The organism is Neochlamydia sp. AcF65 (assembly GCF_018342435.1).
Classification (GTDB): domain Bacteria; phylum Chlamydiota; class Chlamydiia; order Chlamydiales; family Parachlamydiaceae; genus Neochlamydia.
Genome location: NZ_JAEMUE010000042.1, coordinates 1 through 17747, shown reverse-complemented (window position 1 = coordinate 17747; position 17747 = coordinate 1). Strand labels below are relative to the sequence as shown.

At 38.6% G+C, this 17747-nt stretch carries 14 protein-coding genes; 8 read left to right on the top strand and 6 right to left on the bottom strand.

What is annotated here, in order from left to right; translation table 11 throughout:
* Window positions 1-160 precede the first annotated feature (160 nt).
* The 6 genes from accC to NEOC65_RS04865 all read right to left on the bottom strand — a co-directional run bounded on the left by accC (window position 161) and on the right by NEOC65_RS04865 (window position 6654).
* Entirely contained in the window at window positions 161-1525 is a 1365-nt protein-coding gene (gene accC, locus NEOC65_RS04890) for an acetyl-CoA carboxylase biotin carboxylase subunit (protein ID WP_166154668.1), read from the bottom strand.
* A gap of 9 nt (window positions 1526-1534) precedes the next feature.
* Complete coding sequence (gene accB / locus NEOC65_RS04885; protein WP_213155949.1) at window positions 1535-2026, bottom strand: acetyl-CoA carboxylase biotin carboxyl carrier protein; 492 nt, start codon at window positions 2024-2026, stop codon at window positions 1535-1537.
* A gap of 13 nt (window positions 2027-2039) precedes the next feature.
* Complete coding sequence (locus NEOC65_RS04880) at window positions 2040-2597, bottom strand: elongation factor P (RefSeq protein WP_166154664.1); 558 nt, start codon at window positions 2595-2597, stop codon at window positions 2040-2042.
* Between the two features lie 268 nt (window positions 2598-2865).
* Window positions 2866-3576 (bottom strand): ribulose-phosphate 3-epimerase, encoded by a 711-nt coding sequence (rpe, locus tag NEOC65_RS04875; RefSeq protein WP_213155948.1) that lies wholly within the window; start codon window positions 3574-3576, stop codon window positions 2866-2868.
* 338 nt (window positions 3577-3914) lie between these two features.
* A complete protein-coding gene (locus NEOC65_RS04870; protein ID WP_166154660.1) occupies window positions 3915-5840 on the bottom strand; it encodes a hypothetical protein in 1926 nt (641 codons plus the stop codon).
* Window positions 5841-5868: 28 nt separating this feature from the next.
* Window positions 5869-6654 (bottom strand): amino acid kinase family protein, encoded by a 786-nt coding sequence (locus NEOC65_RS04865; protein ID WP_242678159.1) that lies wholly within the window; start codon window positions 6652-6654, stop codon window positions 5869-5871.
* A 117-nt stretch (window positions 6655-6771) separates the two neighbouring features.
* Here NEOC65_RS04865 and queD point away from each other — a divergent pair, with 117 nt between their 5' ends.
* The 8 genes from queD to NEOC65_RS04825 all read left to right on the top strand — a co-directional run.
* Window positions 6772-7137, top strand: a complete 366-nt coding sequence (gene queD, locus NEOC65_RS04860; RefSeq protein WP_166154658.1) for a 6-carboxytetrahydropterin synthase QueD — start codon at window positions 6772-6774, stop codon at window positions 7135-7137.
* 250 nt (window positions 7138-7387) lie between these two features.
* Window positions 7388-9130: a 30S ribosomal protein S1 gene (rpsA, locus tag NEOC65_RS04855; RefSeq protein ID WP_166154656.1), complete on the top strand. Its 1743-nt coding sequence runs from the start codon at window positions 7388-7390 to the stop codon at window positions 9128-9130.
* A 151-nt stretch (window positions 9131-9281) separates the two neighbouring features.
* Window positions 9282-10589 (top strand): transcription termination factor NusA, encoded by a 1308-nt coding sequence (gene nusA, locus NEOC65_RS04850; protein ID WP_213155947.1) that lies wholly within the window; start codon window positions 9282-9284, stop codon window positions 10587-10589.
* A complete protein-coding gene (gene infB / locus NEOC65_RS04845) occupies window positions 10561-13329 on the top strand; it encodes a translation initiation factor IF-2 (protein ID WP_213155946.1) in 2769 nt (922 codons plus the stop codon). The genes nusA and infB overlap by 29 nt, the downstream gene beginning before the upstream one ends.
* 25 nt (window positions 13330-13354) lie before the next feature.
* Window positions 13355-13723, top strand: coding sequence for a 30S ribosome-binding factor RbfA (rbfA, locus tag NEOC65_RS04840; protein WP_166154650.1), 369 nt, complete (start codon window positions 13355-13357; stop codon window positions 13721-13723).
* Window positions 13716-14438, top strand: a complete 723-nt coding sequence (gene truB, locus NEOC65_RS04835; protein ID WP_166154817.1) for a tRNA pseudouridine(55) synthase TruB — start codon at window positions 13716-13718, stop codon at window positions 14436-14438. Before rbfA ends, truB begins: the two co-directional genes overlap by 8 nt.
* Before the next feature lie 273 nt (window positions 14439-14711).
* Complete coding sequence (locus NEOC65_RS04830) at window positions 14712-15629, top strand: bifunctional riboflavin kinase/FAD synthetase (RefSeq protein ID WP_166154648.1); 918 nt, start codon at window positions 14712-14714, stop codon at window positions 15627-15629.
* A gap of 381 nt (window positions 15630-16010) precedes the next feature.
* A partial coding sequence (locus NEOC65_RS04825) for a DUF294 nucleotidyltransferase-like domain-containing protein (RefSeq protein WP_213155945.1) occupies window positions 16011-17747 on the top strand: 1737 nt, incomplete at its 3' end.

Here is a 17747-nt window from a genome sequence, read left to right as displayed (position 1 = left end):
AATTGATAAAGCAAAAACGAAGAAGGCTTAAGACATCCTTTAAGCAGGCCCAATGATAGAGCTTTTAAACGAATAGCAAACGTATAAGAATGTGAATGTCTATTCTCTGCCTTATCAATCTAAATTACCTGCACTCGCTGCATTGTTTTTTAAGCAATTTTTACTCTTCTAGGCTAAAAGAGCACCCTTCTGCAATCAAGCCATCAATGTAGCTTAGATGAAAATCGGAATGAAGGAATTTTTTGTCATGAAGCATATAGAGATGGAAAGGAATGGTTGAGTCTACGCCGCCAATATGAAACTCTCGTAAGGCTCGTTTGCCTATAGCTATCGCTTCTAAACGATCTTTGCCATGGACAATTAATTTGGCAATCATGGAGTCGTAATTAGGAGGAATTTGATAGCCTGAATAACAAGCACTATCCACGCGAACATGGGGACCACCAGGAGGTAAATAATATTCAAGCCGTCCAGGGGAAGGCGAAAAATTTGCGGCAGGGTTTTCTGCATTGATGCGAAACTGGATGACATGCCCCTTAAAGTTAACCTCTTCTTGGGCATACCTCAGTTTATTACCCATGGCTACACTTAGTTGCTCTCCAAGAAGATCCACTCCTGTTAGCTCCTCAGTCACTGTATGTTCTACCTGAATCCTTGTATTTACTTCCATAAAATAGAAACGATGATTAGCATCCAATAGAAATTCAACAGTCGCTACCGAATGATAATTAGCCTCTTTAACAACACTAATCGCTGCTTGGCCAATTTTTTGTCTCAGTTTGCTATTTAATAGTGGGCTAGGGGCCTCTTCAATAAGTTTTTGACGACGCCTTTGGATAGAACAATCTCTCTCTCCAAGGTGAATGTAGTTGCCATATTTATCCCCAATAACTTGGACTTCAATATGCCGAGGATCAACGATCATCTTCTCCAGGTAGACATCAGGATTACTAAAGCTTGCATCTGCCTCAGCACGTGCAGCAGGAAAAAGGCGTATGAATTCTTCTTCACTATAAGCAATGCGTATTCCTTTCCCCCCTCCTCCTGATACAGCTTTAATGAAGATCGGGTAGCCAATCTCCTTGGCTACTTCTAGGCCCTCTTTTAGATCGCTTACAACTCCCTCGGAGCCAGGAATAACAGGACAGCCCGCCTTTTTTGCCGTGGCCTTAGCCTTAGCTTTATCTCCTAACAACGTAATCGAAGCAGGAGCAGGCCCGATGAAATTTAAGCCGCAACTTTCGCAAATGGAAGCAAAATTAGCATTTTCGCTTAAAAAACCATAGCCTGGATGTATGGCATCTGCTCCTGTTATTTCACAAGCAGAGAGGATATTGGAGATCTTAAGATAAGATTTAGCAGCAGGAGCTTCGCCGATACAAATGGCTTCATCGGCATGCAACACATGCAGAGCCTCGGCGTCTGCTTGCGAATAAACTGCTACTGTTTGTAAGCCTAAATCGTGACAAGCACGGATAATCCTAACGGCAATTTCGCCTCGGTTAGCAATAAGAACTTTTTGCATATTTCAATACTACGTAATTCGAAAGAGTTTTGTTCCAAATTCTACAGGATGTCCGTTTTCTACTAGCACTTCCGCCACCGTTCCTGTTGCTCCAGCTTTGATTTCATTCATTACTTTCATAGCTTCTATAATGCAGACTACGCTATTTTTATCAATTTTACTACCCACTTTAACAAAAGGAGGTTCTTCAGGAGAAGGTGTATTATAAAATGTTCCTACCATGGGCGAAGTGACAAAAAATGTATTTGCATCTTCCTTATGTTCTACCTCTTGACCCGGAGGCACTGCCAAAGAAGCCACACTAATATTTGCCCGCCGCAAGGCTTCGTCTGTTTTATTAAAAGTTTCTTCTGGCGACTCAAACATTGACTCGGGAACCTTCATTGTTCCCCCATCATATCTTTCAATCTCAATTTCAAAGCCTTCTTTTTTGATAGTTACGCGTTTGGTTCCCGTACGTCCCATCGCCCCCATCAATTCCTTTATCTGCTTTAGCTCCACGCAACAATCCTCCCTATACCCTCTGTATGTATTCGTATGAACGCGTGTCTATTTTTATGATATCACCTGCTTCGATAAATGGTGGAACTTCAATTTTAGCTCCAGTCTCTAATAGAGCAGCCTTAGAAGCATTTGCTAATATAGATTTATTTTCTCCTCCTTCCACTTTTGCAACCATCAATTCTAAAAACTGAGGTAGCTCTACAGCAAAAATAGTTTCACCAAAAAAAGAAGCTTTAACTTCTACGCCTTCTTTCAAGTAGTTGATGCTATTGCCTATAATATGTTGAGGAATTAAAATTTGATTAAGGTTTTCAATATCTAAAAAAAGATAATCTTTTCCTTCTAAATAAAGAAATTCTAGACGTCGTTCTGCAAGATTAACATCTTTAATTGATTGATTTAATTTAAAATTCTTTTCAATAAGCTCATTAGATGATAAATCGCGTATTTTTGTTTTTATAAAAGGTGCACCTTTAGGTACCATCACTTTTACCGTAGTTTCCACGCGATAAAGTTTATTATTGATAGAAATTGTCATTCCAGGAGTTAGCTGGTTACTCATAACCATAGACGTTTCTGTCCTTCAGTAAAAAATTTAAGCTATCCTTGACATATTAAGAAACTAGGGCTCAAATGTCAAAGAGAAAAATAGAGACAAAACTTTAAAAAAAATTTATTTTTCCAAGCCTATAAAGCCTTAAGAGCGCCTTTATAGAAACTTTCAAAGGCAAACTGCTTATTTTTCACAATGCGATAAAAAAGAGGGAGTAAAACTTTTTATATCTACTAAAAACAAACTTGCGAATACCCGAAAATAAAAAAATTTATTAGATCTCTCAAAGGCCGCGTAAGCTATTTACTCCCTCATGCATATTAGGGCTCTTAAATAAAAATGTTCCTGCCACTAAGATGTTAGCTCCTGCTTTTACGCATAACTTAGCAGTTTCTGGAGCAATTCCTCCATCGACTTGAATATCGAAAGGAGGTAGCTTTTCAGGAGAATCTTTCTTAGCAGTCATCCCCCCTTGGCAAATATCAACTTTAGTCAAGCATTCACGCGTAAAGCTTATTTTTTCTAGAACTTCAGGCATAAATTCTTGCCCCCCAAAACCTGGATGAACAGTCATAAGCAAGATAAGGTCACACTTATTCAAATATTTAGGAATCATAGAGGCCGACGTCTCAGGACAAAAAGCTAGGCCTGCTTTAATATTGCACTTACGAATATATTCCAAAGTTTCATCTACATCTTCGGTAGCCTCGAAGTGGATAGTAATGTTGTCTGCACCTGCTTCCACAAAACGTTCGATATAATCAAAGGGATGATAAACCATTAAATGGACATCTAAGAACATATTCGTAGCACGATTAATAGCAGCAACAGCTTGTGGCCCCATCGTTAAATTGGGCACAAAATTTCCATCCATAATATCGATATGCAAAGAGTCTGCCCCCGAGTCCTCAATTTTCTTAGCCGTATCTGCCAAGTAGCCAAAGTCACCTGCTAAAATAGAGGCAGCCACTTTTATTGGGTTTGTTTTTGTCATTGTTAATGCCTGGTCAAAATTATGTGTAGAGAGGTTAGCTTAAGCAACACGAGCTTGTCAAGTAATACAATCCCTAGGTGATCACTGGCTGTTAAAAGTGCGGGTAGCTAAAGAGCTCTACTTAAATCCCTTCTCGCTATCCCTTTAATGCTTAAGTTAAATAATGCTAACAAAGTATATAAATTTTCTTCTTGGTCGCTTGCCTTATTGCCAGTTTCATCTCTTAAGGCCACCCAGAAAACCTCTTAAGCCTTTATACAAACTTTATTCAAAAATTTTAAAGCCAAAACTCACTATGTCCCCGTTTGAAACTCAAAATAAGGGATTAAACTTAAAGCTTAGGAGACTTTATTATCAAACATGTTGACGACTGCCTTTTGAATAATTGAGCCAAATAATTTTTGCCGCTTTCCATCCAAGCAGCGGTAAAGATAACAATTATAATTGATCTCATGCACCTGCATGTAAGCAGTGGCAATTTCTGAGGATTTAGCTTGTAAAACATTTAAAGCTTGAGCTAAATCTTCCCGGTTTAAACGCTCTTCAGATTTCACTATTACATATATATAAGGCGTCTTGGCCAATGTTTTCACATGATAAGAGAGAGGTGGCACTATTTCTTCCTCGATTGTTTCTCTTAGCAAGCTAAAAAACATTTTTAAAGTTTCTGCCTCTAAAACGGTACGCATGACTATAGGAGTAATAGAAAAGAAGAAATTTTCTAATAACAATTCATTCAAATCCGTCTCTTCTTCAAGGAGCGCTTTTAGCTCGGCTAGAAGTTCATTCTGTTTTGAGATCATTCCTCCATTAAAATCTCTAAATTCCCCTAAAATTCTTAGCAATTCAAAAACTACACTTTGGCGGGCTTTATTTAGATCAATAGAATTATCTCGTCTAATGAAATCATCTTTTGAAATCTTTACAGTAAATACTGTGGCTTCTTTACTATGCTTTCCTCGCAAGTATCCTAAAGTTTTACAACGATCATGGGTATAATCTAGAAAAGTTTCACTTTTATCAAAGAGTTCTTTTATGGAAGCGCCACTAGGCTCAACCACTCTGACCACAATGATAGTAAACACCAATTTGGAGTAGGTTTGCTCGTCAAAATTAATGATGACTTGAGGTAAGTCTCGTACAAATTTAACTTGGCTACTTAAGCTAAAGATGTTACGCATAATCTCTTCTTCGTTGCGTGGCATGAAGATAGGATGCACTATATGTTCAATGCTATCTAGCAAATCTATAGGCAGAGTTTTACGTAGTTGAGAGACTTCCTGGTGGGTAAATTTCTCTCCCATACTTTTTTCTATTTCTATGTAGACAGTACAAAAATTTTCTGGAGAGCGCCGATTATCGATAAAAGAATTTTCTACCATAAGGGCGTTGGGAATATGATTTTGGATCGCTCGAATTAAATGCCGTTTATCAAAAATTTCTTTTTCTCTTAAAAAATTAAAGCCAACGATAATCCCTAAAACCTGCTTATTTTGCTCTTGGTCGCGCAAATAGGTTTTAAATATTTTCAAGAAGAAATGCCTTTTATTTTGAATTTGAAGTCGATCGAAAAGATATCTTCTAAAAAGATATTGAATGCAGATAATGCGACTAAGATGGCGGCTACTTCGTTGAGATTTAAAATCATCGTGACATATTACCAACACATGTTGCATCTCTGTCAGCAAATCAAAATCAAAAAACTGAGGTTTACGCTCAATCAAATAGGCAATATTTTCTTGGATAAGAGCTGTTTTAGCATCAATGCTTAAGCCTTTAATTTCTAAAATTCTTTTAGCATAATAAGAAGAATCCATTCCTAAGCGGATTTCTGCTTCGATAATAGGTAAATTAGCTTGGATCTGCTCTACATCGGAAACTAAATCAAGATGGATGACCACTTTGAATAATCGGTAAACTAAGGGGCTTAGAGAAGGAATGCTAAACTCAGAAGAAAATATCATCGATTGATTTAAACGTCGCCCTGGCACTAGCCAATTCGAAAGCATTTCGATAAAGAACTTTAGAGTATGTTCCTGAGATTTGCCAAAATAATAAAAGGTTAGATAGCCAGGGGCCTGATTTGAAACTAAAGTCTTAACAATGGGAAATTCACTTTCATAACTCTTATTTTTGAAAAAATTTAGAGGAATAATTTTCTTCAATATGCTATGAATAGCTTCTTTGAATAGATGTATACCTATGTCATTATCTTGATCCTCAACATGAATCTTTATTTCGGGAAAACACTCATTATCTTGCATGATTTAAGCTACTTATAGGCATGTATTGTTAAGTTTCATCTTCAAACAAATGCTTATCCGGCTGGCAAGAATCTTCAAAAATTATTGTGCACCTTTCATTCTCTTCCAAACCATATGTCTTAAAAGATCTTATCTTTAAGGGCAAATAATTCTTATAGGCTAATTCTATACAACGGGGATGTAATATCTTTCCACCTTTACCAACTACATCTAAAGCTTGCTTATAAGTAAGCTTTGAATGAAAAATTGCGTGAGGGTTTTTTTTAGGATCTTCTGCATAAACTCCTGAGACATCTTTAAAGAACTCTACGATGGAGGCTTTTAAAATCACTCCTAAAGCTACTGCTGTAGTATCTGAGCCACCTCGTCCTAAAGTAGTAATCTCTCCTAATCTACTTACCCCTTGGAATCCTGCTACAATAACGATTTTACCAGAATCTAGCAAGGGCAAAACACGCGTAGGCCGCACATCGATAATTCTTGCTTCCGTATGCCTTGAACAAGTAATAATTCCTGATTGGCTACCTGTGAAGCTTAAAGCCTCGCATCCTTTGGCGGCCAAGGCCATTGCAAGCAAAGAACAGCTTATCCTTTCGCCTACGGTCACTAGCATGTCGTATTCTCGGCGAGGAGGGTCAGGGTTAACTTGCTTAGCTAATGCAATCAAATGATCGGTGGTTTTTCCCATCGCACTTACTACGACTACAAGACGTTGAAAATCTTTTTTTCGCGAAATGATAAGATCGGCTATATAGGAAAAATGCTCAGCAGTAGCTACTGCTGCCCCCCCAAATTTCATTACAAGTGTCTGCATAGGAGTAGTTTTTTACTTTTTTATTATTTTTTTTCTGATAAGCTTGAATTACTTATAAAAAAAAGCCTTCCCATCTGTCAATTTAAATCCTTATATTCCAAAGGCAAATGAAGCAAGATGCATGAATTAGAAAAAATTTTTTATTTTGAAGCGGCTCATTTTTTAAGCCATCATGATGGTAAATGCAAAAGTATGCATGGCCACTCCTATAGTCTCCATGTCATTATTCGAAAGGAGTTTTTACAAAAAGAGGGGCCCAAGAAAAATATGGTAATAGATTTTCAGGATCTTACTGATCTTGTCCAGCCTATGATAAAAAAATATTTAGATCATCAGTGCTTGAATGAGACCCTACAGTCAGATTCTACGACTGTAGAATTTGTGTGCAAATGGATTTATGATTATCTTAAGCCTATACTACCCGAGCTGTATGCTATCACCCTTTATGAAACGGCCTCTTCAAAAGCGACTTACTGGATATAAACGTTTTTTTTCCAAGTGATCTAGATAGCTACGCGTTAATTTCATTCTGAAGCATCTTTAATGAAGAGCATATTTGATGAAAAAAAATTTATTAAATTAAATAAGCATTCTATATATTCTCTCAATTCGGTTTTATCCTTATTTCCTTTCCTGCCCTCTCCTGTTTTCACTTCAGTTTTATATATTGCTATTTTTCTTTCACATCTGATATCTTTACTCCATTAGTATGAAAAATAGGAGTAACCTTTAAATGTCTAAAAACCCCCAACACACCTGGAATGAGAGCAAGATCGTCGATGATGTCTCTTACCAGCAAACAGATGCAGAACTTTTTAAAGCTTTATTGGAGGGTCAGTCATCCAATAATAACGTTGAAGACAGCACTGCATTGATCCCAGGAACTATCCTCAAAGGAAGGATTGTCGAAATTACAAAAGATCATGTTGTCGTAGATGTAGGCTTAAAATCAGAGGGTCTAGTCCCTATTGAGGAATTTTCTGATCCTTCAAATGTGGTATTAGATGGGGAAGTCGAAGTGCTTCTTGACCAAGCTGAAGATGATAATGGGCAGATTGTTCTCTCTCGTGAAAAAGCCGAAAGAATGCGTCAATGGGAATATATTCTGGAACATTGCGAAGAAGGTTCGATTGTCAAGGGCCGCGTCCTCCGTAAAGTTAAAGGTGGCTTAATGGTTGATATTGGGATGGAAGCATTCTTACCTGGCTCTCAGATCGATAACAAGCGCATTAAAAACCTCGATGAATATCTCGGCAAGACATATGAATTTAAGATCCTTAAGATTAATATTGAACGTAAGAACGTAGTCGTCTCCAGACGTGAGCTTTTAGAAGCTGAAAGAATTTCTAAAAAGGCTGAGCTTTTGGAAAATATTAAAGAAGGTGATGTGCGCGATGGGATTGTTAAAAACATTACCGATTTCGGGGTTTTCCTTGACCTCGATGGCATTGATGGACTATTGCATATTACGGATATGACTTGGAAACGTATTAAGCATCCTTCTGAAATGGTCCAACTGGGGCAAAAACTAGAAGTGATGATTTTAAGCGTCGATCGCGAAAAAGGTCGTGTAGCTTTAGGCTTAAAGCAAAAAGAATCTAATCCTTGGGATCAAATCGAGCAAAAATACCCACCTGGAACGCGTGTGAAAGGTAAGATTGTTAACTTGCTCCCTTATGGTGCCTTTATTGAAATTGAGCCAGGTATTGAAGGCCTTATTCATGTGTCAGAAATGTCATGGGTAAAAAACGTCACCGATCCTAGCGAAGTGGTCAAAAAAGGTGATGATGTGGAAGCTGTAGTTCTTTCGGTACAAAAAGAAGAAGGGAAAATTTCTTTAGGAATTAAACAAGCTGAACATAACCCTTGGGACGATGTGGAGAGAAGATATCCAGTGGGTACTAACGTGAAAGCAGAAATCCGCAGCTTAACTAACTATGGCGCTTTTGTCGAATTAGAACCAGGAGTAGAGGGCTTAATACATATTTCAGATCTAAGCTGGATTAAAAAAGTCTCCCACCCTTCCGAGGTTCTCCGTAAAGGCGATGTCGTAGATGCCTGCATCTTATCCGTTGATCGAGATAGCAAGAAAATTACTTTAGGTGTTAAGCAATTAAGTAATAACCCTTGGGAAAGTATTGAGAAAACGATGCCAGTGGGATCTTTAGTTAAAGGAAAAGTAACTAAAATTACTGCCTTTGGAGCTTTTGTAGAACTCGATAGCGGTATAGAAGGACTCATCCATGTCACTGAATTATCTGATCAGGCCTTCGGCAAAGTTGAAGATGTTGTTTCTAAAGGCGATGATGTAACAGCTAAGGTGATTAAATTAGATCCTGAGCATAAAAAGATTGCTCTTTCTATCAAGGAATATTTAATTGATCAAAATCACACCAGTCATGACGACATCATTTTAACTTCCAATAAGCGCAAAAAGAAATCTTCTGAAAAAGATAGAGAAGATAGCGAAGATTAGAATACCTTCTGACTCGCATTCAATCGGTAGAAAAGCTAGCTTTTCTACCGATTAACACACCTTACATAGATAAAATACCCTCTTGTAAGTTGCTTTACAAATCTTCTTTAATATATAATTCCTATCTTAAGAATTTGAGGCAAAAAAAACGATGAATAAAGATCTCATAGCTATTTTTGAGTACCTAGAAAGAGAAAAAGGCATTAAGCGAGAAATCGTAATCAGCGCCATAGAAGAATCTCTTCGTGCCGCCGCCCGTAAAAGTATTAGCGGAGCCTCAAATGTTACTGTGACTATTCATCCCAAAACAGGTAATATTGACGTTTACTGCGAAAAAGAGATTGTAGACGAAGTGGAAGTGCCTGCTCAAGAAATCTCATTAGAAGAAGCTCGCGAAATTGATCCTGAGAGCCAAGTGGGCCAATTTATTGATGTGATAGCCACTCCTAGAGATTTTGGTCGTATTGCAGCCCAAAAAGCACGCCAAATTATTACTCAAAAGTTGCGAGGGGCGGAGCGCGATGTTATTTATGAAGAGTACCGCCATCGGGTAAATGAATTAATTTCTGGTACTGTCAAACGCTTTGTCCGAGGAGCTAATTTAATTATCGATTTAGGTAAAGTAGAAGCTTTAATGCCCATGAAGCACTATCCTAAAACTGAGAAATATAATCTTGGAGATAAAGTTTTGGCCTTACTGCTAGAAGTGAATGATACGGAAAATGGCGGCGCAGAAGTTATTCTCTCACGTAGCCATCCAGAATTCGTTCGTCAATTGCTCATCCAAGAAGTACCTGAGATTAATGATAATATTGTTGTTATCGACAAAATTGCTCGTGATCCCGGCTACCGAACTAAATTAACTGTTCGTTCTACAGATCCTAAAGTTGATCCAGTAGGTGCTTGTGTAGGGATGCGTGGGGTACGTGTTAAAAATGTAGTCAGAGAATTACATAATGAGAAAATCGATATTGTTCCTTTTTCCGCCGACCCTATTGAACTTCTGCAGAATGCTCTATCGCCGATTGAGATTCGTAAAATCAATATTAGCGAAGATGATCACACCATCTCTATCGTCGTGGATGAGGAAGATTTTGCCGCTGTGATTGGTAAAAAAGGAATGAATGCAAGGCTTAACAGCGAATTGATTGGTTATGAGCTAGAAGTGCAGCGGATGACGGATTATAACCGTACCATGGCTTTGCAACGCACAGAGCTAGCCGAGTCCGATGATCCTTCTCTCAACGAACCCTTAGAAGAGATCGATGGTCTTAACAATCTGATTTTCCAGCATCTGATTGCCGAAGGCTACACTACTCTCAAATCTCTTTTGATTGCAACCCCAGAAGAATTGGCAAAAATTCCGGGCATAAGCCTAGATACCGCCGACAAGATTATAGAACAAATTAGAAAACAAAGGATAGAAAGCCTTGGCAAAAAACCTGAAGCTAACCATTAAAAACACTCAAATTGCTGAAGCCATCAATTTAGGTAAAATTAAAAGCAAAATAGCAGCAAATAAGGCTTTAGAAGATAAAGAAGAAAAGCCTGTTAAAAAAAGTACGCTGACTAAAGCACCTAAAGCAGAGCTAAATGAATCTACGAAAAACGCTTCAGTTCATTCTCCAACTAAGGAAGAAACTACACCTCGAATTCGCGCGCGTTCTAAATCTGCTTTTGCTGAAGGTGCTGTCCCTGAAGCTAAGCCTAAGGTAGAATTTGCAGAGACTTCAAGCGCAGGTGCAGCTGAAGAGGTCGAGGAAGAAGGCATTAAGATTAAAAAATCTAGTGAAGAGCTACGTAAAGAAATTTTTGCTGAAGAACTGGTAGAGCTATCTGAGAAAAAAGTTTTTGAAGAAAAGCCAGCGGCGGAAGAAATTTTTGCTGATGCAGTTAAAAATGAAAAAACTCCTGCTCCTGCTGAAGAAACCCCTCTTATAGCAAAAGAATTTATTCCTTCTCGAGGCGAAAAACCTGTAGCAGTAGCCCGTCAAGAAGCCCCTATACCTGCAATTAAGCCTATGCCAGAATATGTCAAGCTGGGGCCTACAGGTCGGCATGTTAAGGATCTTTTACCTCGAAAACCGGCTCCGCGGCCTGCTTATGTTCCTCCTCAGCCACCTCAAAAACATAAAGCAGAGGCAGCTTCCACTCCTGATAAAGAAGCAGCAGCTAAAGCTACGAAAGACAAATTTAAGCCCAAAGAGGGTGAAGAAACCGCTGTTAGTGATGAAAATCTTCCTAAGAAAACCTTTCCAGGTAAAGCTAAAGAATTTCGTGATCTGAAACCTACCCGGCGTCTTGAACCCACGCGAGCATTTGATGCACGCGATAGACAAGGCTTGCGAGCAGAGGATGATACTTCTCAATGGAGGAAAAAGCGCAACAGACAAATCAAGCAGGTTCAGGAAGATACTACTATTCGACCTACTGCGCTCAAAATCAGAACGCCTATTAGCATTAAAGATTTGGCTGCTGAAATGAAATTAAAGTCTTCCCAGCTAATCTCTAAATTGTTCATGCAAGGGCTTGTCGTTACCCTTAATGATTTGTTAGAAGATGAGACGACTATTCAACTGCTAGGACATGAATTTGGATGCGAGATTAGCATTGATACCTCAGAAGAAAAAAGGATCCGCATTACTGATCAAAGTGCTAACGAAGAGATCAAACAAACCTCTCCAGAAAAGCTTCACATTCGGGCACCTGTAGTTGCCTTCATGGGACATGTAGACCATGGTAAGACCAGCTTAATTGATGCTATAAGAAGCAGCAACCGTGCAGCTGGCGAGGCAGGAGCTATTACTCAGCATATTGGAGCGTTTAAATGTAAAACAGCGGTAGGAGAAATTTGCATCCTTGATACTCCAGGACACGAAGCCTTTTCTGCTATGCGTGCCCGTGGTGCGGATGTCACCGATATCGTGGTGTTAGTTGTAGCCGGTGATGAAGGCCTTCGCCAACAAACAGTGGAAGCCATCCAGCATGCTCGTGAAGCAAAAGTTACCATCGTAGTAGCTATTAACAAATGTGATAAGCCTAATTTCAACGTTGAAAATGTTTACCGTCAGCTAGCAGAGCAAGAACTTCTTCCAGAAGCATGGGGTGGGCAAACTATTACTGTTAATTGTTCTGCAGTCACTAAAGAAGGCATTAGCACACTGCTAGAAATGCTAGCTTTGCAAGCAGAAGTGTTGGAATTGCGCGCAGATCCTACTAACCGGGCTCGAGGGCGTGTTTTAGAATCTGAAATGCATAAAGGCATGGGCGCTGTGGCTACTATGCTTATTCAGAATGGAACTTTAAAAATAGGCGACTCTCTTGTATTTGATCAATATTGGGGACGTGTTAAAACTATGCAAGATGAATATGGGCATAATATTCAGCAAGCAGGACCTTCCACACCCGTATCCATTACAGGCCTTTCGGGCCTCCCAGAAGCAGGGCAAGAGTTTATTGTAGTTAAAAATGAAAAAGAGGCTCGTGAGATTGCTGAAGCTCGTATGGTAGGTATGCGCCAAAACAACTTGCTTAAAAAGAAGCTCTCCATGGAAAACTTGATGATGCAAGCTTCGGAGCCTTCTAAGAAAATTCTTAATATTATCTTGCGTGCTGACGTACAAGGCTCTCTTGAAGCCCTTAAAGTAGGGTTACTGAAAATTTATTCGAAAAAAGCCGAAGTTAATATTATTTCTGCAGGAGTAGGAGAAGTTTCGGAATCAGACGTGCAAATGGCTTCGACCTCCAAAGCGGTCATTATAGGCTTCCACACCCAGATTGAAAGCCATGCTGATGCCCTTATTAGACAACATGGAGTACAGGTTAAAATGCATGACATCATTTATCATGCTATTGATGATGTTAAAGCCATGCTCGTAGATCTTTTGGATAAGATTGCTATTGAAACAGAAAAAGGAAAATTCCAAGTGAAAGCGCTCTTTAAGTCCTCCCACTATGGACAAATAGCAGGAGGAATTGTTACTGAAGGCGCGATTAATCGTAATAACCAGATGCGCATTATACGCAATGGCCAGCTGATTGGAAAATCATCGATTTCCTCAATAAAACGCGTAAAAGACGATGTAAGAGAGGTTCAAAAAGGCCTTGAATGTGGTATAGTTCTTTCCAATTTTGATACTGCACAAGAAGGCGATGTATTTGAAGCGTACGAAGTTACTTACATTACCCAAGAATTATAAGATTCTTTATAGAGGCAGATGAATCATGGCAAAACAACGCACGGATAGACTTAATTCCCTCCTTAAAGAAGTTATCTCAGATGTTATTCGTAAAGATGTGCGCAACCCGCACGTCAATGAGCTTATGACGGTCACAAGGGTAGAGATTACTAAAGACTTGCACCATGCCAAAGTATTTATCAGCGTGATTGGCAATCAAGAGCAAAAAGATCAGACTATCCAAGCTCTTGAAACGGCAGCGGGGTTTGTCGCGGTTACAGCCTCAAAAAAAGTGGTCATGCGTTATTTTCCCGAGCTTCACTTTAAGCTTGATGATAGCGTAGATAAGCATATGCGTATCGAGCAGCTCCTCGAAGAAATTAGCAGTGAGCGTGAGTCGCGAGGCAATGATTAATCGTTCAGCAGGCTCCATAGCTCCTAGCCCTCAAGGTATTTTGCTTATAGATAAACCTATAGGCAAAACATCTTTTAGCCTTGTAGCTGCATTAAGGCGTATTTTAGGAGTAGATAAAATCGGTCATGCCGGCACACTCGATCCTTTTGCCACAGGCGTCATGGTTCTACTCATCGGGCGCAACATGACCAAGCTCTCCGATCGATTTCTATGCGAGGATAAGGAATACATTGCTCAAGTGCATTTGGGAGAAGCTACCGACACCTACGATTGTGAAGGAACTATCACTTTCCAATCCCCTCTTATTCCTACTCCCTCTGAAATTAAGGCTATCATCCAAGAATTTCAAGGGGAAGTCCAACAAATTCCCCCTATGCATTCTGCTAAAAAAGTTAATGGAAAAAAACTTTACGAACTGGCTAGAAAAGGAAAAGTGATAGAACGTCAACCTGTCAAGGTCACTCTGCAAATAGAGATATTAGATTATCACTATCCCTATCTAAATCTTCGGGTAAAATGTTCTAAGGGTACTTACATACGTAGCTTAGCTGATGATATAGGTAAAAAGCTAGGATGTGGAGCTCATCTTTCCAATCTTAAAAGGACGCGTAGCGGGCCCTTTAACCTTGAAGATTGTTTAGATGGCAGCCAATTATTTATTGCCTCCCCTGATGTTCAGCAAATCAGCAAAGCTCTTTTTTATCCTGCTCTATAAGTATATTTCCTACTCAATTTTTTGGTGCTAACCTGTTAAAGATGTCCAAAAAAGTTTTTAATGCATAGCTTACGAGTGGTTTATATTAAAAGCCCTCCCATTTTTTATTAGCTTATCATTCTCTTTAATAGCACTACCAAAATTTATATTTATTTGCGTGAAAATGTTTTATATGTATGTTGTAGGCAAAGCTCTCCTAAAGGAAAAAATGGGCTGTTTTTAAACCTAGTTACCAACCTAACGATTAATAAATTTTTTACTATTTTTTGAATCATGAAACTCCTTCGCGAACTTCCAGCTACGCCGCTTTTTTCTACCTCTTCTGTGCTTACCTTAGGCAATTTTGATGGCATGCACATTGGGCACCAAGCGATCATCAAAAAAGTAGTAGAAACCGCCAAAAGCCAACAAAAAGCCAGTGTAGTTTTATCCTTTGAAAATCACCCCTCCGAGGTCCTTTATCCTGATAGGCCGGTAAATAAAATCTGCACGAATGAACATAAAATTCAGCTGATCAAAAATATGGGTGTAGATTTATTAATCTTGCTTAAATTTACTAAAGAATTTTCTGAACAGAGTGCTGAACAGTTTATCCATCATTTGCAGACTCTCCTCCCCTTTTCTCATCTTATCCTTGGATGGGACGCTACGTTAGGTAAAGATAGAAAAGGCAATAAGGAAACCATTAAAGGTATAGCAGAAAGAGAACATTTTGGTGTGGAATACATCGAACAGCAAACAGTCGACGAGGTTGCTGTTTCTAGCTCCCTGATTCGTAAATTCATTCAAGAAGGACAATTAGAGACCGCCCAAAAGCTCCTAGGACGTCCTTATAGTGTCTTATCTGCCGTTGATAGAGGTCTAGGAAAAGGAAAGCAGCTAAGCTGCCCTACAGCTAATTTAGATGTCAAAAATTTGTGTATTCCTCCTTTAGGAGTCTATGCTGTTAACATCTTTGTTGATCAGCAGCTGTTTAAAGGCGTAGCGAATCTAGGGATAGCACCCACCGTCCGTGAAGATAAAGTTCCTCTCTTAGAAGCTCATATTTTTGATTATGAGGCTAATCTGTATGGTAAAACCATCGAAGTTATTCTTACTTCTTATTTAAGGCCTGAAAAAAAGTTTGCTAACCTTGAAGAATTAAAGCTACATATCCAACAAGACATTTTAAAAGCTAGATCTCTTGGTTAAATTTAAATAGAGAGATTACTTTATTTTTTTCCTTTTAACTTACTATAAGCTTAAAGAGAGAGAGAAAAAATATTAAAACTTAGTAAAACATCTTATGCGCTTTAAAAAACTCAGTCTACATATCCAACTTTCTGAAATCTGCTTTTCAACTTAACGAGAGGGACTTTATAAAGTATGGGGCTGCATAAGAAGTAGCTCAAAAGCATATTATATTTTCTCTTCTTAGTCACACACACCCTTCCATGATGCTAACAATAGTGAAAAAATATTTTTTAGATTTAGATTGACAAATTATAACATTTTTTCAAAAAATTGAGGATAAAGCAGATAGAGCTTTGAAGTGCAGGTGAAAATAAAGTTAGATAAAAGGAGGATAAGCTTATGAACCTAGAAAGTTCCTCTATTAACCCTTTTATATTTACTACATTTAAGGAACTAGCAGAAGAAAAGCCTTATCTAGGGCTAGGTCCGTATGCAGAAATTAGCTTAAAGATTTTCAAGGAGCTGAGCCAGCAAGATCTCTCTAACGCACGAGGCGTTTGCAAAGAGTGGAAGCAATTAATTGAACAAATGGATGAATGGAAAAGACTTCATTCAAAGAAAATTAAAATTAATTTACCCACCCATAATCAGCTTGCTGCTAATGAAGCAAATTCCTTGGATCCTTCTCCGCCTCACTGGAGCCCCTTTCAAATAGCTAAGTCTTTATGGTATGATTCTTCAACTTTTATTAGCGACTTGTATGAAGCAAAAGTAAATGCTGTAGCTGCCTATCTACATAAAGAAGGCTTTGAATTAAAAGGGGTTGCAAGCGACGGTGATTGCTTTTTTAATGCTTTTTTAGAAAGCTATGAAGGGCTTCCTAGAAAGATTCCATTGCTTGATATGTCCAGCGATAAAATTTCTTATTTAAGACAAGTGCTTTCAGACATTATTAAGCACACTAACAGTAAAAGAGCAGAAGAAATAATAGGAAAAGGAGCTTGGGTAAGTGGCTTAGGCGAAGGAGATTTATTAGCCCAGGCTTTATCTATTCCTATCAGATTAGTCACAGTGAATGAAGACCCTTCGGGGTGTGGTGTTAATGATAGGCTTATTTTTTCAAAAGTAGGCTTAACATCTAAAAAAGTTAGATCCAGGGAATGGGAAACTATTCCTCCAGAAGAAAGGCCTCAAAAATATATCTTTATTGTAGATTTAGGTGGTCATTTTATTTATGCTCAAAAGCCCTTAAAGCAAGATAAAACTCTTCTTTCAAAGTCGAAAACCTCTTCTGATATTCTTTTTTCTAATTCTCTATCGATGAATGCATCGAAAAACACCTTGCAAACATGGGAAAGCCAGGAGCTTTTATCAGACGAGAAGATAAAAGAATTAGAACAGACCTATACTTTAGCTTTACAAATTGCTGTCCAAGAGAAAGATCCTATTCAAGAAAGCTTTTGCATAGAAGAATTAGGTGACATTTATCTAAGAAAACAAACGTCTGAAACGCTTCTGCAAGCGGCAGGTCTTTATAATTATGCCTTACGCCTAGCTCCTCCACAACGGCAAAAAGTTCTTAAAGATAAGCTCTGCCATGTACAAAATTTACTTGCTAAACAATGCAAAGGCAAACCTTTTGATTCCGCAGTGGTGGAGAAACAATTTGAACGCAATCGCCACAACTTAAAAAAATTTAGAGAAGAGATAGAGAAGAAAATTCAAACTTTGCCAGAAACCCCTTCTTCCCAAGAGGTGAAAGAGCTTTATGGTGAGATAGCTCACCAGATAAAAGTTTTCTTTGGGCAGCTTGTAATGCAGGCCGTGCATCAATTAGACACTGAGCCTTGTGAGTATGCCATGATAGGCTTTGGCTCTCTAGCTAGGGAAGAAATGACCCCTTATTCCGACTTAGAATTTGGTATCCTTGTACAAGATGACAATCCTATAAATAAGAAATATTTTAGAAATCTTACATATTTAATTCACTTGCAGGTTATCAACTTGGGAGAAACTATTCTTCCTGCTTTAAATATTCCTTGCTTAAAAGCAATAAGCTTTTTCGATAGCATGACGCCACGGGGCTTTGCCTTTGATGGAGCAGGAGTAGAAGGAAAAGGCTGCAAAACTCCCTTG